The sequence below is a fragment of the Streptomyces sp. NPDC012794 genome, assembly GCF_042901085.1.
Taxonomy (GTDB): Bacteria; Actinomycetota; Actinomycetes; order Streptomycetales; family Streptomycetaceae; genus Streptomyces.
On record NZ_JBIBCI010000004.1, the window covers coordinates 324,991 to 340,166 of the forward strand.

The window sequence follows — 15,176 nt, forward strand, 5'->3', positions numbered from 1 at the left end:
GAATTCACTCGAACGGGCAAGCGAGGGTGGGTGACCATCCGATGATTCGCTCGTTCTGCTGAACGTGACTGCGCCGGATACCGCCACCCGACCCCTGACCCCCGACGTCGAGCAGGCCGAGGCCGCGATCGTCGAGCACTACCCGCGGCTGGTGCGGCTCGCCTACCTGGTGCTGCCGCCCGCGCTCGGCCGCAACCGGCGGGTGCTCACCGCCCATTCGCTGACCCAGCGGGCGCTGCCGCGCGGCCGGCGGGGCTCCGACCCGGCAGCCGTGCAGGGCGGGGTGCCGGCGCAGCGCGGCGGGCTGGGCGGGCCCGAGTCCGGTTACGCGTACGTCCGGCTGCGCGTGCTGCGCTCCGCCCTGGAGGCGGGGATCCCGCTGACCTTCAAGGCGCTCCCGCTGCGCGGGCAGCTGCCCGCGCTGCTGCCCCAGGTCTGGGGGCTGCGGCTGTTCCCGCGCGCGGGCGGGGCCGAGGAGCTGGCCCTGGACCAGTGGCTGGCCACCCTGAACGGACCGGGCCGGGCCGCCTGCGCACTGCGGGCGCTGGAGGGGCTGGCCGAGCCGGACGTACTCCGGGTGCTCGCGGAGGCCGGGGTCGCCGACCCGGCGGCGGCGGTCGCGGAGTCCGGGGACCCGGCGCACGACGGGCTGTTCGCCTCCCCCGAGTTCGACCCGTGCGTGCTCCAGGCCCGGCCCACCGACCTGCTGCGGCGGCGCCGGTTCGCGCGGGCCGGGCTGGCGGCCGCGGCCGCGCTCGCGGTGTGCGGGGCGCTGCTGGCGCTGCCGGGCGGGGGCTGGGGCTCGGACGGCCCCTCCGCTCCGCTGTACGCGCGCAACGCCGCGGCGGAACAGGCCCTGGATCCGGCGCAGCTGGTGCGGGTCGCGCCCACGGTGTGGCGTACGTCCTCCCGTACGGACTACTCCGCCTGGCCGGCGCGCGGTGACCGCGCCCAGGACGCGGAGCTGCTGCGCCGGGCGCTCTCGGTGTGGGCCCGGCCCGGCAGGGAGGTGGTGGTCTCGGCGACCCCGGGCACCCCGTCGGGGCCGCCGATGGGGCCGGCGCAGCTGCTGTTCGCGGGCACGGTCGACCAGGCCGTGGTGGTCCTGCTGTACGACGGGCTGCGCGTGGTGCGGTACGCGGAGCCGCGCAACGGGACGGCGGGCGCCGCCCTCGACTTCGCCCGGGCCGACGGGGCGACGGCGGACACCGCGACCGCCCTGGTCCTGAGCCGGGTCGACGGCAACGTCCGCTATCTGACGGCCCCCTGGGTGACCGGCGCCGCCCTGCGCGACCTGCTCAAGCCCGGGGAGCAGGCGGCCCCGCTGAAGCTCACCCCGGACGGGGTCACCCCTCCGGTGCTGGGTCCCGCCCCGAACGGCGACTGCACCAGCTGGAGCGCGCTGTCCCTGACCGGCGCCGGCGCCACCCGGCTGGTGACCGACCTGGGCGAACTGACCGCGGCCCGGCTCACGTCGGGCGCGCCAGGCACCGCGCGGGACGTGACGGAGGCGGCGGAGCTCGGCGAGTGGTCGAAGACGGCGTGCCTGCTGCCGTCGGTGCGCTCGCACGGGGTGCGTTCCGTCAATGCCTGGACGTACGCGAAGCAGCCGCTGCCCGAGGGCGACGGGACGGCCACCTGGCTGTGCACCCGGGCCGAGACCTGGCAGGGCACGACGGACCGGGTGCAGGCCCAGTTCCTGGCGCCGGGGGCGCCGCTGGCGGTCCAGGCGGCCAAGGCGGAGGGGTCCCCGGCGTGCGGGCCCCGGGAGCCGCGGGTGCTGGCGGGCGTGCTGTGGAAGTCCCGGGCGGGGCAGTGGTACGTACTGGCGGCGGGCAGCGCGCAGTTCACCTCGCTGTCGGCGTCGGGCGCCGGGGTGAGCGGCAGCGCGAACGGCAACCGGCTGGCCCTGAAGGCGCCGGAGGGCGCGCAGGTGGACCTGTCGGGCAAGCTCACGGACGGCAGCAAGGCGGGGGTGCTCCGCTAGGCCGGCCTGGCGTCACGGTCCCGCCCGGGCCTCCTCGCCGCCCGGTTCTCCGGCTCACCCCTTGCCTGACCTATCGAAACTCGATAGGTTTCCATCGTGACTCGATGGAAGGACGTGCCATGGGAAAGCTGACAGTGGCTGCACTGCGTGCCGTGCTCGCGGTGGTGCTCACCGGCACCGTGTTCGTCCAGGTGTCCATGGTCTGGGCGCTGGCCGCCGATCCGGAGGACGGGCCGCTCCCGCTGACCCCGCTGCGGGTGATCACGATCCTGGGCATGGTGGCGGCCCAGGTCGCGCTGGTCTGCGTCGGGCGGCTGGTGACGATGGTGCGCCGCGGGACGGTCTTCTCCGATGCCGCCTTCCGGTACGTGGACGCCGTGACCGGCGCGATCGTGGCGGCCGCCCTCCTGTGGTTCGCGGTCACGGCCCTCAACGCGCCGGGCCAGCGGGAGGATCCGGGCGTCACCGTCATCATGGGCGGGGTCGGGGTGGCCATCCTGGGAGTGGCGCTCATCGTGCTCGTCCTGCGGATGCTGCTCGCCCAGGCCGTCGCGCGCGACGTCGAGGCCGCGCGGCTGCGGGCCGAGCTGGACGAGGTGATCTGATGCCGATCACCGTGGACATCGACGTGATGCTGGCCCGGCGGAAGATGTCCGTGGGCGAGCTCGCGGACCGGGTGGGGATCACTCCCGCCAATCTGGCGGTGCTCAAGAACGGGCGCGCCAAGGCGGTGCGCTTCGCGACGCTCGCCGCGCTGTGCGAGGTGCTGGAGTGCCAGCCCGGCGACCTGCTGCGCTGGGAGGCCGAGGACCCCGGGGGCGGATGACCCACCCCGGGCCCATCCAGGGCCCACCCAGGGCCCACCCCGGGCGGCGCACCCGGGCCGGGCGGTCCGGGGACGCAGAGGGGTTTTCCTGACGGGTACCCATCAGTACATTGACGCCATGTCTAATAGGCCGCCCGCCCCCGCCCCCGCCCCCGTGGCGTCGGAACACACGGACCTCGCGCCCCGCAACGTCTCCTTCTCCTGGGAGGACACCCCGCTGCACTGGCTGCCCGGCGAGCCCTTCGCCGGGCACACCATCAACGTGCTGCACCTGCTGCTGCCCGCCGGCGAGCGCTGGTTCGTCCACGTCTACAAGCAGGCCCTCCCCCACATCGAGGACGAACGGCTGCGGGCGGACGTCATCGGTTTCATCGGGCAGGAGGCGATGCACGCCGCCGCGCACGACGACGTCCTCCCCCACCTCAGGCGCCTCGGCCTCGACCCGACCCCCTACACCGCCCAGGTGGACTGGCTCTTCGAGAAGCTCCTCGGCGACCGGACCCTGCCCCCGGGCCGGGTCCGCACGTGGTGGCTCAAGGAACGGGTCGCGATGATCGCCGCGATCGAGCACTACACCGCGTTCCTGGGCGACTGGGTGCTCAACGCGGAGGAACTGGACCGGCGCGGCGCCGACCCGATGATGCTGGACCTGCTGCGCTGGCACGGCGCGGAGGAGGTCGAGCACCGGTCGGTCGCCTTCGACCTCTTCATGCACCTCGACGGCAACTACCGCCGCCGGGTGCGGACCTGGGCCACCGGCTTCGCCGCCCTGCTCTTCCTCTGGCAGCGCGGCGCCCGCTTCTTCATGGAGAACGACCCCCACCTGCCGGGCGCCAAGGCCTCCTACGGGCAGTTCCTGCGGGCCGGCCGCAAGGGCGTCCTCCCCTCGGCGCGGGCGATGGCCCGCTCCATCCCGACCTACCTCTCCCGTACGTACCACCCCTCGCAGGAAGGCTCGACCGCCCAGGCGCAGGCCTACCTGGCCTCCTCGCCCGGCGCCAACGGCGGGGTGCGGCCGTGAGGCGGGCACTGGCCGTCACGGCGGTGGCGGGGGCCGCCGTCCTGGCCCGGCGCGCGCTGCTCAGGCGGATCGGCCGCTCCCCCCTGTGGCCCCTGCCCGCACTGGAGAACCCGGTGTCTGGGTACTCCCCTCGCCGGGCGCTGCATGCCGTGATCGTCTCCCGCACCGAGCCCGCCGAGGGGGTGCTGCGGCTGGTGCTGGAGTCGGAGGAACTGCCGTCCTGGACCCCGGGCGCGCACGTGGACCTGACCTTGCCCTCGGGGCTGGTGCGCCAGTACTCGCTGTGCGGGGACCCCGCCGAGGCGGGGCGCTGGACGATCGCCGTCCGGCTCGTCGAGGACGGCCGCGGCGGCTCGCGCGAGGTGCACGAGCGGCTGGTGGAGGGCACCCGGCTGCAACTGCGCGCGCCGCGCAACCGGTTCGAGCTGGAGCCCGCGGACTCGTACGCCTTCGTCGCGGGCGGCATCGGCATCACCCCGGTCCTGCCGATGCTCCGCGCGGCGACCGCCGCCGGCGCCGACTGGACCCTGCTGTACGGCGGCCGCTCGCGCGCCTCGATGCCGTTCCTGCCCGAACTGGCCGCCTACGGGGACCGGGTGACGGTCACCGCCGCGGACGAGGCGGGCCTGCCCGACCTGGGCCCGCTGGCCGGAATACGGCCCGGCACCCTCGTCTACTGCTGCGGCCCGGAGCCCCTGATGCGGGCGGTCACCGCGGCCGTCCCGGACCCGGGCGCGGTCCGGCTGGAGCGCTTCGCGGCGGCGGCGCCGGCCGGGGCGAAGCCCTTCACGGTGGAACTCGCCCGCACGGGCGGCACCGTCGAGGTCGCCCCCGACGAGTCCACGCTCACGGCGGTGCGCCGGGTCCTGCCCGACACCCCGTACTCCTGCGGGCAGGGCTTCTGCGGAACCTGCCGGCACCGGGTCCTGGCGGGCCGGGTGGACCACCGGGACGGACTCCTCACCGACGGGGAGCGCGCCGGCTCGATGCTGCTGTGCGTCTCCCGCGCGGCCTCGGACCGGCTCGTACTGGACCTGTAGCGGCGGGGCCCTCACCCGTACGGCCCACCCCCGCACGGGAAGTAGGGTGTCGGCATGACAACCGGGGTGCGACGCAGGATGGGTGTCGAGGAGCGGCGGCAACAGCTGATCGGGGTGGCCCTGGAGCTGTTCAGCCACCGCTCCCCCGACGACGTGTCGATCGACGAGATCGCGGCGGCCGCCGGGATATCCCGCCCGCTCGTCTACCACTACTTCCCGGGCAAGCTCAGCCTGTACGAGGCAGCGCTGCGGCGGGCCGCCGACGAGCTGGCGCAGCGTTTCGTCGAACCGCAGGAGGGCCCGCTGGGGCTCCGGCTGCTGCGGGTGATGGGGCGGTACTTCGCCTTCGTCGACGAACACGGGCCCGGCTTCTCGGCGTTGCTGCGCGGCGGTCCCGCGGCGGGCAGCAGCCGGGCCAACGCGATGATCGACGAGGTGCGGCAGGCCGCGTACGAGCAGATCCTCGTCCACATCGGCGTACAGGACCCGCCGGCCCGGCTGGAGCTCGTCGTGCGGTCCTGGGTGTCGCTGGCCGAGTCCACGGCGCTGCTGTGGCTGGACGGGCGCCGCATCCCCCGGGGCGAACTGGAACTCCAGCTGGTGCACGACTTCGCCGCGCTGGCGGCGGTGAGCGCCGCGTACGACGCGGAGATGGCGGGGATTCTCGTACGGATCCTGGCGGACGAGCCGGCCGACGGGCCCTTCGGGGAACTGGTCGGGCGGCTGGTGGCCCTGGTGCCGGGACCCCGCCGGGGCGAGTGACGCCGCTGGCGATAATGCCAGGCGTGATCATTGACGACGGGATGTTGTTCCGGCCGGCCGCGGAGAAGGACGCCGGCACGCTGGTGAAGCTGTACGACCAGGCCGCCCGGTGGATGCTCGGGCGGGGGATCGACCAGTGGAAGCCGGGAGAGAAGGACGCCGAACACTTCCGCGCGCGCATGCGCGACGGTGAGGTCTGGCTCGCCGAGGACGCCGACGGGCGCGTCGTGGGCGCCTACGAGCTCTGGTGGTCCGACGAGGAGGCCTGGGGCGTACAGCCCCCGGTCGCGGGATACGTGCACCGGCTGATGGTGGAGCGGAAGGCCGCACCGGCCGGGGCGGGGATGCGGATCCTGGAGCACGCCGAGCACCGGATCGCCCGGACGGGCCGGGAGCGGGCGCGCCTGGACTGCGTGTCGAGCAACCCGAGGCTGCTGGCGTACTACCGGAGCGCGGGCTACCGGGTGGTCGGCGAGTTCCCCTCGAAGCAGGCCGGGGACGGGCGGGTGTACGGGGTGGTCCTGCTGGAGCGGCGCCTCGACGTCTGAACCGGCCGCCCGGGACGCGGAACGGCGGTGCCGGAGGAACTCCGGCACCGCCGTCCTGTCGTGCGCGGGTGGTGGTCAGGCCCGCTTGAACACCGCGACCGTGCGCGCCGGGGCGGTGAACTCCCCCGTCGCCGGGTCGTACGCCGACCGCTTCACCGCCGGGTCCGAGCCGCCCGCCTGCACCGGGTGCAGGGCGTAGCCGGTTCCCGCGAGGGCGGGGACGCGCTGGTGCTGGTCGGCGGGGGTGGCGTTGAAGACCACCACCAGGTCGCCGAGGGCCATGGTGAGGACGCCCGGGCTCTCCTGCGGCCCGGAGAGCGGGAAGGACAGCCTCTGCTGCACCGCCTCGGCGGTGGTGAGGGCGAACGCGCTTTCCGTCGTACGGATCCGCAGCAGGTCGCGGTAGGCGGCCGAGGCGCCCCGGATCTCCGCGCAGCCGGGGACCGGGCCGCTCAGCAGGGGCTTCGCGTAAGGCCACTTGGCGCGGTTGTCGGCGGCGGGCGGCAGGCCGAGGCCGAAGCCGTTGCCGTCGCGGCAGTCCCAGTGCAGGGCGTTGAACCAGTCGCCGCTGTCGTAGGAGTTGCGGTCCAGCGACTTCGAGCGGAGCAGGTCGGTGCCCGCCTGGGAGAGGGCCGGGCCCTGGGACAGCGCGGCCGTGGCCATGGCCAGGACCTGCATGCGCGCCCGGTCGGCGGTGGAGGTGGCGGCGGGCAGCTTGTAGGCGAGGGCGTCGTACAGGGACTCGTTGTCGTGGGCGTCGGCGTAGGCGAGGGCGTCCCCGGGAGTCGCCGCGTAGCCGGCCGGGGCGCCGTTGTAGTCGACCTCGGAGCCCTTGGTGCGGCGGCCCGCTGAGTCGGTGAAGGCGTACCCGGCGAGGTTGCCGGAGAGGCCGACCTTCAGCAGGTCCTGGGCGTGCAGCAGGCGGGTGCGCTGCTCGGCGGGGGTGCCGTTGGCCGGGGAGCCGTTGGGGTCGGTGAACAGGCCGGAGGCGAAGCCCTGGACGCGGGGGTCCTCGTCGAAGGGGCCGCCGCCGCGCACGGCGTCGCGGGCGCGGTCGGAGAAGGTGGCGATGCCGGTGCCGGCCATGTTCTTCTGCGTGGCCTGGACGAAGCGGGCGTCGTCGGCGACCTCGCCGAAGTTCCAGCCCTCCCCGTAGAGGACGATCTTCTTGCCGTCGACCCCGTCCTTGGCGGGCGTCAGCTCGTCGAGGGCCTTGCGGACGGCGAGGATGTTGGCCTTCGGGTGGTGGCCCATCAGGTCGAAGCGGAAGCCGTCGACCTTGTACTGCTTGGCCCAGGTGACGACGGAGTCCACGACGAGACGGCCCATCATGGCGTTCTCGGGCGCGGTGTTGGCGCAGCAGGTGGAGGTGGCGACGGTCCCGTCGGGCAGGAGGCGCTGGTAGTAGCCCGGGACGATGCGGTCGAGGACCGACTTGTCCGACTGGCCGGAGGCCACGGTGTGGTTGTAGACCACGTCCATGACGGTGCGCAGGCCGGCGCCGTTCAGGGACTGGACCATCCTGCGGAACTCGACGGTGCGCGCGGTGCCGTTCGGGTCGCTGGCGTACGAGCCCTCGGGGACGGTGTAGTGCAGCGGGTCGTAGCCCCAGTTGTAGGCGTCCTTCGCGGCGGCGGCGGCCACGCAGGCCTGCTGTTCCTCGGAGTCCGGTGCGTACGCCTTGAGGTCGCAGGCGGGCTTGGTGCGGTCCTCGGGGTCCTCGGGGATGGTGCCGATGTCGAAGGCGGGCAGGAGGTGGACGTACGAGGTGCCGGCGGCGGCGAGCTCGCGCAGGTGCCGCATGCCGGCCGAGCCGGTGTCGGTGAAGGCCAGGTACTGGCCGGGGTGTCCGCTGGTGGCGTCCGCGACGGAGAAGTCACGGATGTGCAGTTCCTGGATCTGGGCGCCGGTGAAGGGGACGGGCGCGGGCTTGCGCAGGTCCTTCCAGCCGGGCGGGGCGAGCCGGGGGTCGGCCAGGTCGACGGCCAGGCTGTGGGTGGAGTCGGTGGTCAGGGCGGTGGAGTAGGGGTCGGTGACCAGGTTGCGGACGATCTGGCGGGTGCTGGGGGCCCAGACGGTGACGGCGTAGCGGTAGGGCTTGCCGGTCCAGGAGCGTTCGCCGCGCACCGACCAGATGCCGGTGGTGTCGTCGCGGCGCATGGGAACGGTGCGGCCGTCGATCTCCAGGGAGACCTGCTGGGCGGTGGGGGCCCAGACGGAGAGGGTGGGGCGGCCGTCCTTGAAGACGGGGCCGAGGGCCTTGTCGCCGGCGTTCGCCGCGTAGAGGTCGTCGAGGACTCCGGCGAGCTGGACGCCGGTGGCGGCGAGCACCGCCCCGTTCGCGGTGCGGGCGCTCGCGACGAGCTGGCCGCGCAGGGCTTCGCGTACCCGGTCGCGGTCGCGGGGGTCGACGGTGAGGGCGGTGTACGCCGCCAGGTGCGGGAACTTCTGCTTCTGGGCGGGGGTGAGCTGGGAGCGGACCAGCCGCAGCCACTGGGCGCCGTTCTCGCTCAGGATGCCGTTCTGCGCGGTGATCCGGCCGTCGCGGGAGGCGAGGAGCTGGAGGGAGGCGGCCGCCGGCGGGGCGTTCCAGGCGAGGGTGTCGCGGTCGATCCAGACGGCCTCCGCCTTGGTGAGGTCCAGGGCGGCGGCGGAGCCCGCGGGCTGCGGGAGGAGGTACTTCTCGCGGCCGCCCAGCATCCACACCTCGTGGCCGGTGGTCTTCAGGTCGAGGGACTGGTCGGCGGGAAGGTCCTTCTGGTCGCCGTTGTGGAGGATGTAGCTGAGGCTGGTGGCGCCGGGGGCGAGGGGGACCTCGTAGACGGCGCCGTAGGAGTCGGTGCGCGCCGGGAGCAGCGGCTTGGACCAGTCGGTGGGGTTGGCGGCGCCGGTCCACACGTGCAGGCCCCAGCCGTCGTAGGCGCCGTCGGGGCGCTGGTAGTGCAGGACGGCCTTGGTCCGGTCCTGGGGCGGCTGGGCGGGGCGGTCGGTGCGGACAGGCTCCTTGCCCTGTTCCAGCCAGATCTCGCCGGTCCTGGTGACGTCGAGGGTGCGGTCGGCGGCGACGTCCTTGTTGCCGTCCTTGTCGATGACGAGGTAGCCGATGGAGGAGGCGCCGGGCTTGAGGCGGACGTACGCGAAGGCGCCGTAGGCGTCACGGCCGGTGAAGGGGTGTCCCTCGGGCCAGGGGGTGGCTTCGCCTTCGGCGATGTCGCCCCAGGCGTAGAGCCGCCAGCCGGTGTAGTCGCCGTCGGGGCGGTTGTAGTGGACGACGGCGTAGTCGCGCTGGGTGGCGGTGGGGACGGTGGGCGGCGGGGTCTGCCCGGTGGCGGACGCGGCGAGGGCGGCGGCGGTGCGGCCGGCGGAGTCGACGGCGACGGCCTTGTAGCGCAGGGGGGTGCCGGCCGGGGTGGCCGGGTCGATGGTCTGGGTGACCTTGTAGGGGGCGTGGTCGGCGGAGCCGAGGACCTCCCAGCGGCCGGTGCCGGTCTGGGCGGCGAACACGACGCGGGTGAGGGCGCCGGGGCCGCCGCCGGTGACGTCGGCGGACAGCTCGACGGTGCCGGTGGCGCCGGGGGCGGGGGCCTTGAGGGTCAGGGCGGGCCGGGCGGCCGGGGCGGGCAGGGGGGCGGTGGCCTGGAGGACGACGGCGCCGAGGGCGGGCAGGTTCACGGTGAGCTTGCCGGCGGGCGAGGCGGTGACCGGGGCGGGGCCCGCGTAGGGGGTGCCGCCGGGGCCGGTGGCTCCGTACAGGGGGCGGTAGCGGGCGCCGGGCGGGGCGTCGATGTCGACGGTGCGGGCGGTGCCGCTGTTGTTGGTGGCGACCAGGTACTCGGTGCGGGTCTTGGGGTCGGTGCGGGCGAAGGCGTAGGCGGAGCCGTCGGCGAGGCGCTCGCTCTGGATGCCGTCGCGCAGGGCCGGGTGGGCCTTGGTCAGCTTAGAGAGAGCACTGATCTGCGTGTAGAGCGGGTGCTCCGGATCGTAGGCGTCGCTCCCGTGCGTGCGCGCCGTTCCGAGCTGGTCGTCGTCCAGGTAGTCGGCGACGCGGGTGGCGAACAGGGGTGCGCGGGCGTCCTTGTCACCGCCGGAGCCGGTGAAGCCCTGCTCGTCGCCGGAGTAGATCACCGGGTTGCCGCGGGAGAGGAACATCAGCTCGTTGGCGAGCCGGTAGCGGTCGAGCAGCTCCCGCTCCCCCGCCGCGGGCCGGTCCTGCTTCAGGAAGTGGGCGAAGCGGCCCATGTCGTGGTTGCCGAGGAAGGTCACCTGCTCGTAGGCGTTGGCCTTGTCGGTGGTGTACCGGTAGTCCTCGGCGAGTACGGACCCCAGCCGGCCGGCGGGCGCGCCCTGGGAGGCGTACGCGCGGATGGCGTCCTGGAGCGGGAAGTCGAGGGTGGCGTCGAGGCGGCCGCGGGTGACGTACGGGGAGGTGACGGCGGTGTCGGCGGAGTACACCTCGCCGAACATGAAGAAGTCCTCGCGGCCACGCTTGGCGGCGTACGCGTCGAGGGCGGTGGCCCACTGGGTCCAGAAGGAGGTGTTGACGTGCTTGACCGTGTCGATGCGGAAGCCGTCGATCTCGTAGTCCCTGACCCACTTCTCGTAGATCTTCTCCATCCCGCTGACGACCTCGGGGCGCTCGGTCCACAGGTCGTCGAGGCCGGAGAAGTCGCCGTGTCCGGAGGATTCCCCGGCGAAGGTGGAGTCGCCCCGGTTGTGGTACATCGCCGGATCGTTGAGCCAGGCGGGGACCTTGAGGTCCTTCTTCGCGTCGGGCACGTAGGGGGTGCGGGGGAAGGAGCCCGGTCCGGTGGCGGGGAACTTCTTCTTCCCGTCGGCGTAGTCCGCGTCGTCGAAGGGGACCCCGTCCTTGGTCAGGTAGGGGAAGGCCCCCTTGGACAGGTAGTCGTGCGAACCCTCGCGGTAGTCGACGACGTCGGCGGTGTGGTTGGTGATGACGTCGAAGAAGACCTTCATCCCCTTCCCGTGCGCCTTGTCGATGAGCCGTTCCAGGTCGGCGTTGGTCCCGAAGTGCGGGTCGACCTGGGTGAAGTCGGTGATCCAGTAGCCGTGGTAGCCGGCGGAAGCGTCGGCACCCGCGCCCTGCACGGGCTGGTTCTTGAAGATCGGCGCCAGCCAGATGGCGGTGGTGCCGAGCCCCTTGATGTAGTCGAGCCGGTCGGTGAGCCCTTTGAGGTCCCCGCCCTGGTAGAAGCCCTTGTCCGTGGGGTCCAGGCCGGTCTCCAGCCGGCCTCCGGTCAGCCCGCCCCGATCGTTGCGCGGGTCGCCGTTCGCGAACCGGTCCGGGAGCACGAAGTAGAACTGCTCCCGGGTCAGGTCGTGGCGGGCGGACTCCGCGGCGAGTCTGGCGTCCGAGGGCGGTGCCGGGGCCTGCGCGGCGGCGGCCGCGGGGAGGGCGGGCAGGAGCGTCACGGCCAGGGCGGCGGCGAGGGCTCCTGCGGCGGGGCGTGTCAAGGGGTCTCCTTGGGGTCGGGCTGAGGTGCCGGGAGGGGTCAGTTGCGCCAGGTGTCGGTCAGCGTGACCTTGCCGTTGGCGGGGACGGTGGCGTTGCGGTTGGCCCCGCTCTCCCAGGTGACGTTCCCGGAGGCGTCCTTGCGGACGTACTTGTAGGCGAAGGAGGTCCCGGCCGGGAGGGCCACGTCGAGCTTCCACACGGGGTAGGCGGCCGGGTCGAGCTTGAGGGCGGCGGCGGTGTTCCAGCCGCCGAGCTCGGGGCGGTCGCCGGTGACGTAGATGTTCTGGCCGGGGACGGTGGTGGCGTTGACGGCGAACGAGGCGCCGGTTCCGGCGGCCGGCGGGGTCCCGGTGCACGTCTTGGCGTTGACGTGCAGGGCGAGGGCGGTGCCGGCTCCGAGGGTGGCGGTGAACCGGCCGGCGGAGTCCACGGTCACGGCGCGGCCGCTCTGCACGTCGCAGTAGGTGCCGGCGGGGAGGGAGCTCTGGAAGGTGCGGGTCAGCGCGCCCGTCTCGTGGTTGACGGCGACGTACGCCTTGGAGCCGCGTCCGAAGGCGATCTGGTCGCCGCCGTTGTCCCACCAGTCGGTGACGCCCTGCCCGCGGGCGGTGTTGCGGAAGCCGACCATGGAGGAGATCTCCGGCCAGGCGTGCTGGCACTTCCACCCGTCGGAGTAGCAGGCCTTCACGGTGCCGCCGTTGGGCGGGCCGGCGTCCTTGTCGGTCCACTCGTAGCCGGAGTGCACGTCCGGGGAGCCGTAGGGCCAGGCCAGCATGAAGACATTGGCGAGGGTGTACGGGGAGCCGTTCTTGTAGGTGAGGGTCTCGCCGTTGCGTTCGGTGTCGTGGTTGTCGACGAACACCCCGGACTTGCCGGAGGCCATGTACCCCCAGCCCTCCCCGAAGTTCTTCAGGTGGGCGAGGTTCTCGTTCTGGAAGACGCGCTTGAGGTCCCGGGCGTAGCGGAATTCCTGCACGTCCCCGTTGCCGAGGTATTCGGACGGCGATACGGCCTCCCCGGCGCCGAATATCGCCTCCTGCTTCCAGTAGACGGACGGGTTGGCCAGCCGGGACTTGATGTCGGCGAGGTCGGCGGCGGGCATGTGCTTGGCGGCGTCGATCCGGAAGCCGTCGACGCCGAGGGAGAGCAGGTCGTTCAGGTACGCGGCGATCCGCCCGCGCACGTACTCCTCGCCGGTGTCGAGGTCGGCGAGCTTGACCAGCTCGCAGCTCTGGACGTTGCCCTTGTCCTGGTAGTTCGAGATCTCCGCCCGGCAGTCGTCCATGTCGGCGCCGGAGTAGAGACCGGGGTAGGCGTACTTGCCGTACGTCGACCCGCCGGTGCCCGTGAGGGTGGCGCCGGCGTCGGCCGGGCCGGCCATGTGGTTGATGACGGCGTCGGCGACGACCTTCACGCCGGCGGCGTGGCAGGTGTCGACCATGCTCTTGAAGGCGGCGCGGTCACCGAGCCGCCCGGCGATCTTGTAGCTGACGGGCTGGTACGAGGTCCACCACTGCGAGCCCTGGACGTGCTCCTGCGGCGGCGAGACCTGGACGTACCCGTACCCGGCGGGCCCGAGGGAGGCCGTGCAGGCGGTGGCGACGTCGGAGAACCGCCACTCGAACAGCACGGCGGTCACGTCCTTCTCCCCGGGCGGGGCCGCGGAGGCCTGCGGCGCCTGCGCGGTGAGGGTGGCGGCGGCCAGCGCGGCCGCGGCCAGGGCGGCTCTGGCGGCGCGCGCGGATACGGATCGAGCCATGTGGGGGTCCTCCTGGCGGGAAGGTGGGGATTGCACGCGACCGTAGGGGGCGTCCAGGAGTGTTGCAAGAGTTTGCGCAAGAGATTGCAGAATTGTTTCCGGCTGTCACCCGGCCGGGGTGGTTCCGGATGCGGACCCGGCGGTCTCCGGGAGGGTTCGGGGCGGTCCCCCGGCGCTGACACGAGGGAGGCGGGCCCGGCGGCCGTACGGGCCGGTACCCGCACCGGAGGCGACCGGAAGGGCCGCGGCAGCCGGTGCGGGACAGCCCTTAGCGGGCGAGGAACGGGAGGAGCGCCGCGGTGAGTTCGGCGGGGGCGTCCAGGGCGACGAGGTGGCCGGCGTCGGGGAATTCGACCAGCGTCGCGCCCGGGATCCCGGCGGCGTAGCGCCGGCCGATGTCCTGGAAGTCGGCGACGTCGAGCTTGCCCGTCCCCACGAGGGTGGGGACGGAGATGTCCGCGATGTCCCCGGCTCCGGGCCCCTGGGCGTGCTCGTCGCGGACCGCCATGTTCACGAGCGAGGTACGCATGGGCTCACGGACCCGGTCGGCCAGGCCCGGGGCGACGTCCTCCCAGCCGCGGGCCGGTCCGCGCAGCCACATGTCCAGGTTGACGCCGGTGGCGGCGTCCACGTCGCCCGCGGCCATCGCGGCCGTCTCCGCCGCGTCGTACGCGTGCATCTCCGCGGACCAGTCGTAGCCCGGCCACGGCGCGGCGAACAGCGCCAGGCAGTGCACGCGGCCGGGGTGGGCCAGGGTGAAGTCCACGGCCACGCGGCCGCCCCAGGACGCGCCGACGAGGCGTACGCGCGCGTGGCCGAGGTGGTCGAGGAGGCGGCGCAGATCGTCGGTGTCGCTGTACGGGCCGGCCGGCGGGGCGGATTCGCCGAAGCCGCGCAGGTCGTAACGGATGACGGTGTACCGCTCCGCCAGACCGGGCACGACGGCGTCCCACATGCGGTGGTCGGCGACGCCGGCGTGCACGAGGACGAGCGGCGGTCCGTCACCGGTGACGACGTAGGAGAGGTGGCCGAGGTCATCGGCAAGTGTGATCATCCGCAGATGCTTGCACGGGCCACGCGGCAAGGAAACAGCCGGGCGGACGGGACCGGGACGCCGAAACGATTCAGCTACCGGCATTGGAGTGAACGCCCGTTCCCAACAGCGCCCTTGGACGGTTGGACCGGCCGACGCGCAGATCAGCCGGCGCGTCCGTCCAGTGATCCTTAGGGGAGTCATGCGTATTCGTTCTGCTGTCACCGCGTCCGTCCTGGCTGCCGGCATCCTGCTCGGCGGGGCCGGTGCCGCCTTGGCCGACGGGGTCGAAATCGACTACTTCGACGGTGGCCGCAAGGCCTACTCGTCGAACTGCTCGACGTTCGCCGCGATCCCCCACAACCTCCCGGCGTTCGCCGGCCCGGTCTACAACTCGACCTGTGTCAAGGAAGGCGCGAAGGAGTGGGCGGAGGGCTCCCACCTGGGCGCCTGATCCCCAACGCTTGACCCCGTGGGGGCGGCCCGACAGCAACGTCGGCCGCCCCTTCGGCGTTACCGCAGCGTGAGCTGCCCACCGCGCTCCCGGGGCGTCCACCCGTGTTCGCGCAGCGCCCGGCGGACGGTCGCCGCGACGAGCCCGGGGCCGATCACGACTCCGTGCTCGAACCACCTCACCAGGCGCTGCCCGTTCACGTCACCGTGCACGACGACGGGGGCCGGCCCGGCTCGTCATCGGGCGCGACCACCCAGCGGTAACGGTCCCCGT

12 protein-coding genes are annotated in these 15,176 nt (G+C 73.4%); 8 read left to right on the top strand and 4 right to left on the bottom strand.

From position 1 onward, the window contains the following. Positions 1 to 64 precede the first annotated feature (64 nt). The 7 genes from ACFY7H_RS10125 to ACFY7H_RS10155 all read left to right on the top strand — a co-directional run bounded on the left by ACFY7H_RS10125 (position 65) and on the right by ACFY7H_RS10155 (position 6,184). Positions 65 to 1,987 (top strand): hypothetical protein, encoded by a 1,923-nt coding sequence (locus ACFY7H_RS10125; protein WP_388935795.1) that lies wholly within the window; start codon positions 65 to 67, stop codon positions 1,985 to 1,987. A gap of 119 nt (positions 1,988 to 2,106) precedes the next feature. Next, positions 2,107 to 2,592, top strand: a complete 486-nt coding sequence (locus tag ACFY7H_RS10130; protein WP_388935798.1) for a DUF2975 domain-containing protein — start codon at positions 2,107 to 2,109, stop codon at positions 2,590 to 2,592. Next, positions 2,592 to 2,813: a helix-turn-helix domain-containing protein gene (locus ACFY7H_RS10135; protein ID WP_388935801.1), complete on the top strand. Its 222-nt coding sequence runs from the start codon at positions 2,592 to 2,594 to the stop codon at positions 2,811 to 2,813. Before ACFY7H_RS10130 ends, ACFY7H_RS10135 begins: the two co-directional genes overlap by 1 nt. Positions 2,814 to 2,931: 118 nt before the next feature. Then, complete coding sequence (locus ACFY7H_RS10140; RefSeq protein WP_388935804.1) at positions 2,932 to 3,834, top strand: metal-dependent hydrolase; 903 nt, start codon at positions 2,932 to 2,934, stop codon at positions 3,832 to 3,834. After that, complete coding sequence (locus ACFY7H_RS10145; protein ID WP_388935807.1) at positions 3,831 to 4,874, top strand: PDR/VanB family oxidoreductase; 1,044 nt, start codon at positions 3,831 to 3,833, stop codon at positions 4,872 to 4,874. The genes ACFY7H_RS10140 and ACFY7H_RS10145 overlap by 4 nt, the downstream gene beginning before the upstream one ends. A gap of 54 nt (positions 4,875 to 4,928) precedes the next feature. Then, on the top strand, positions 4,929 to 5,636 hold the full coding sequence (locus ACFY7H_RS10150) for a TetR/AcrR family transcriptional regulator (protein ID WP_388935810.1): 708 nt from the start codon (positions 4,929 to 4,931) through the stop codon (positions 5,634 to 5,636). A 23-nt stretch (positions 5,637 to 5,659) separates the two neighbouring features. Further along, entirely contained in the window at positions 5,660 to 6,184 is a 525-nt protein-coding gene (locus ACFY7H_RS10155; RefSeq protein WP_388935813.1) for a GNAT family N-acetyltransferase, read from the top strand. A gap of 75 nt (positions 6,185 to 6,259) precedes the next feature. Here ACFY7H_RS10155 and pulA read toward each other — a convergent pair whose 3' ends face one another. From pulA to ACFY7H_RS10170, 3 genes are all read right to left on the bottom strand, one after another. Next, on the bottom strand, positions 6,260 to 11,656 hold the full coding sequence (pulA, locus tag ACFY7H_RS10160) for a pullulanase-type alpha-1,6-glucosidase (protein WP_388935816.1): 5,397 nt from the start codon (positions 11,654 to 11,656) through the stop codon (positions 6,260 to 6,262). Between the two features lie 38 nt (positions 11,657 to 11,694). Then, the gene (locus ACFY7H_RS10165) at positions 11,695 to 13,416 is read right to left on the bottom strand and encodes a carbohydrate-binding module family 20 domain-containing protein (RefSeq protein ID WP_388935819.1); all 1,722 of its coding nucleotides are present in this window, start codon (positions 13,414 to 13,416) and stop codon (positions 11,695 to 11,697) included. 268 nt (positions 13,417 to 13,684) lie between these two features. Continuing rightward, complete coding sequence (locus tag ACFY7H_RS10170) at positions 13,685 to 14,470, bottom strand: alpha/beta fold hydrolase (protein WP_388935822.1); 786 nt, start codon at positions 14,468 to 14,470, stop codon at positions 13,685 to 13,687. Between the two features lie 181 nt (positions 14,471 to 14,651). On the opposite strand from ACFY7H_RS10170, the gene ACFY7H_RS10175 reads away from it, so the two are divergent. Continuing rightward, positions 14,652 to 14,903 carry a hypothetical protein gene (locus tag ACFY7H_RS10175; protein WP_388935824.1) on the top strand — a complete coding sequence of 84 codons (252 nt, stop codon included), beginning with the start codon at positions 14,652 to 14,654 and terminating at the stop codon, positions 14,901 to 14,903. A gap of 59 nt (positions 14,904 to 14,962) precedes the next feature. Here the strand turns inward: ACFY7H_RS10175 and ACFY7H_RS10180 are convergent, their stop codons facing one another. Continuing rightward, on the bottom strand, positions 14,963 to 15,103 hold the full coding sequence (locus ACFY7H_RS10180) for a hypothetical protein (RefSeq protein ID WP_388935827.1): 141 nt from the start codon (positions 15,101 to 15,103) through the stop codon (positions 14,963 to 14,965). Between the last annotated feature and the right edge of the window lie 73 nt (positions 15,104 to 15,176).

Coding starts and splice junctions, on each gene's coding strand:
- ACFY7H_RS10130 (WP_388935798.1), top strand. CDS start 2,107: ATGGGAAAGCTGACAGTGGCTGCACTGCGTGCCGTGCTCGCGGTGGTG.
- ACFY7H_RS10135 (WP_388935801.1), top strand. CDS start 2,592: ATGCCGATCACCGTGGACATCGACGTGATGCTGGCCCGGCGGAAGATG.
- ACFY7H_RS10140 (WP_388935804.1), top strand. CDS start 2,932: ATGTCTAATAGGCCGCCCGCCCCCGCCCCCGCCCCCGTGGCGTCGGAA.
- ACFY7H_RS10150 (WP_388935810.1), top strand. CDS start 4,929: ATGACAACCGGGGTGCGACGCAGGATGGGTGTCGAGGAGCGGCGGCAA.
- ACFY7H_RS10165 (WP_388935819.1), bottom strand. CDS start 13,416: ATGGCTCGATCCGTATCCGCGCGCGCCGCCAGAGCCGCCCTGGCCGCG.
- ACFY7H_RS10170 (WP_388935822.1), bottom strand. CDS start 14,470: ATGATCACACTTGCCGATGACCTCGGCCACCTCTCCTACGTCGTCACC.
- ACFY7H_RS10175 (WP_388935824.1), top strand. CDS start 14,652: ATGCGTATTCGTTCTGCTGTCACCGCGTCCGTCCTGGCTGCCGGCATC.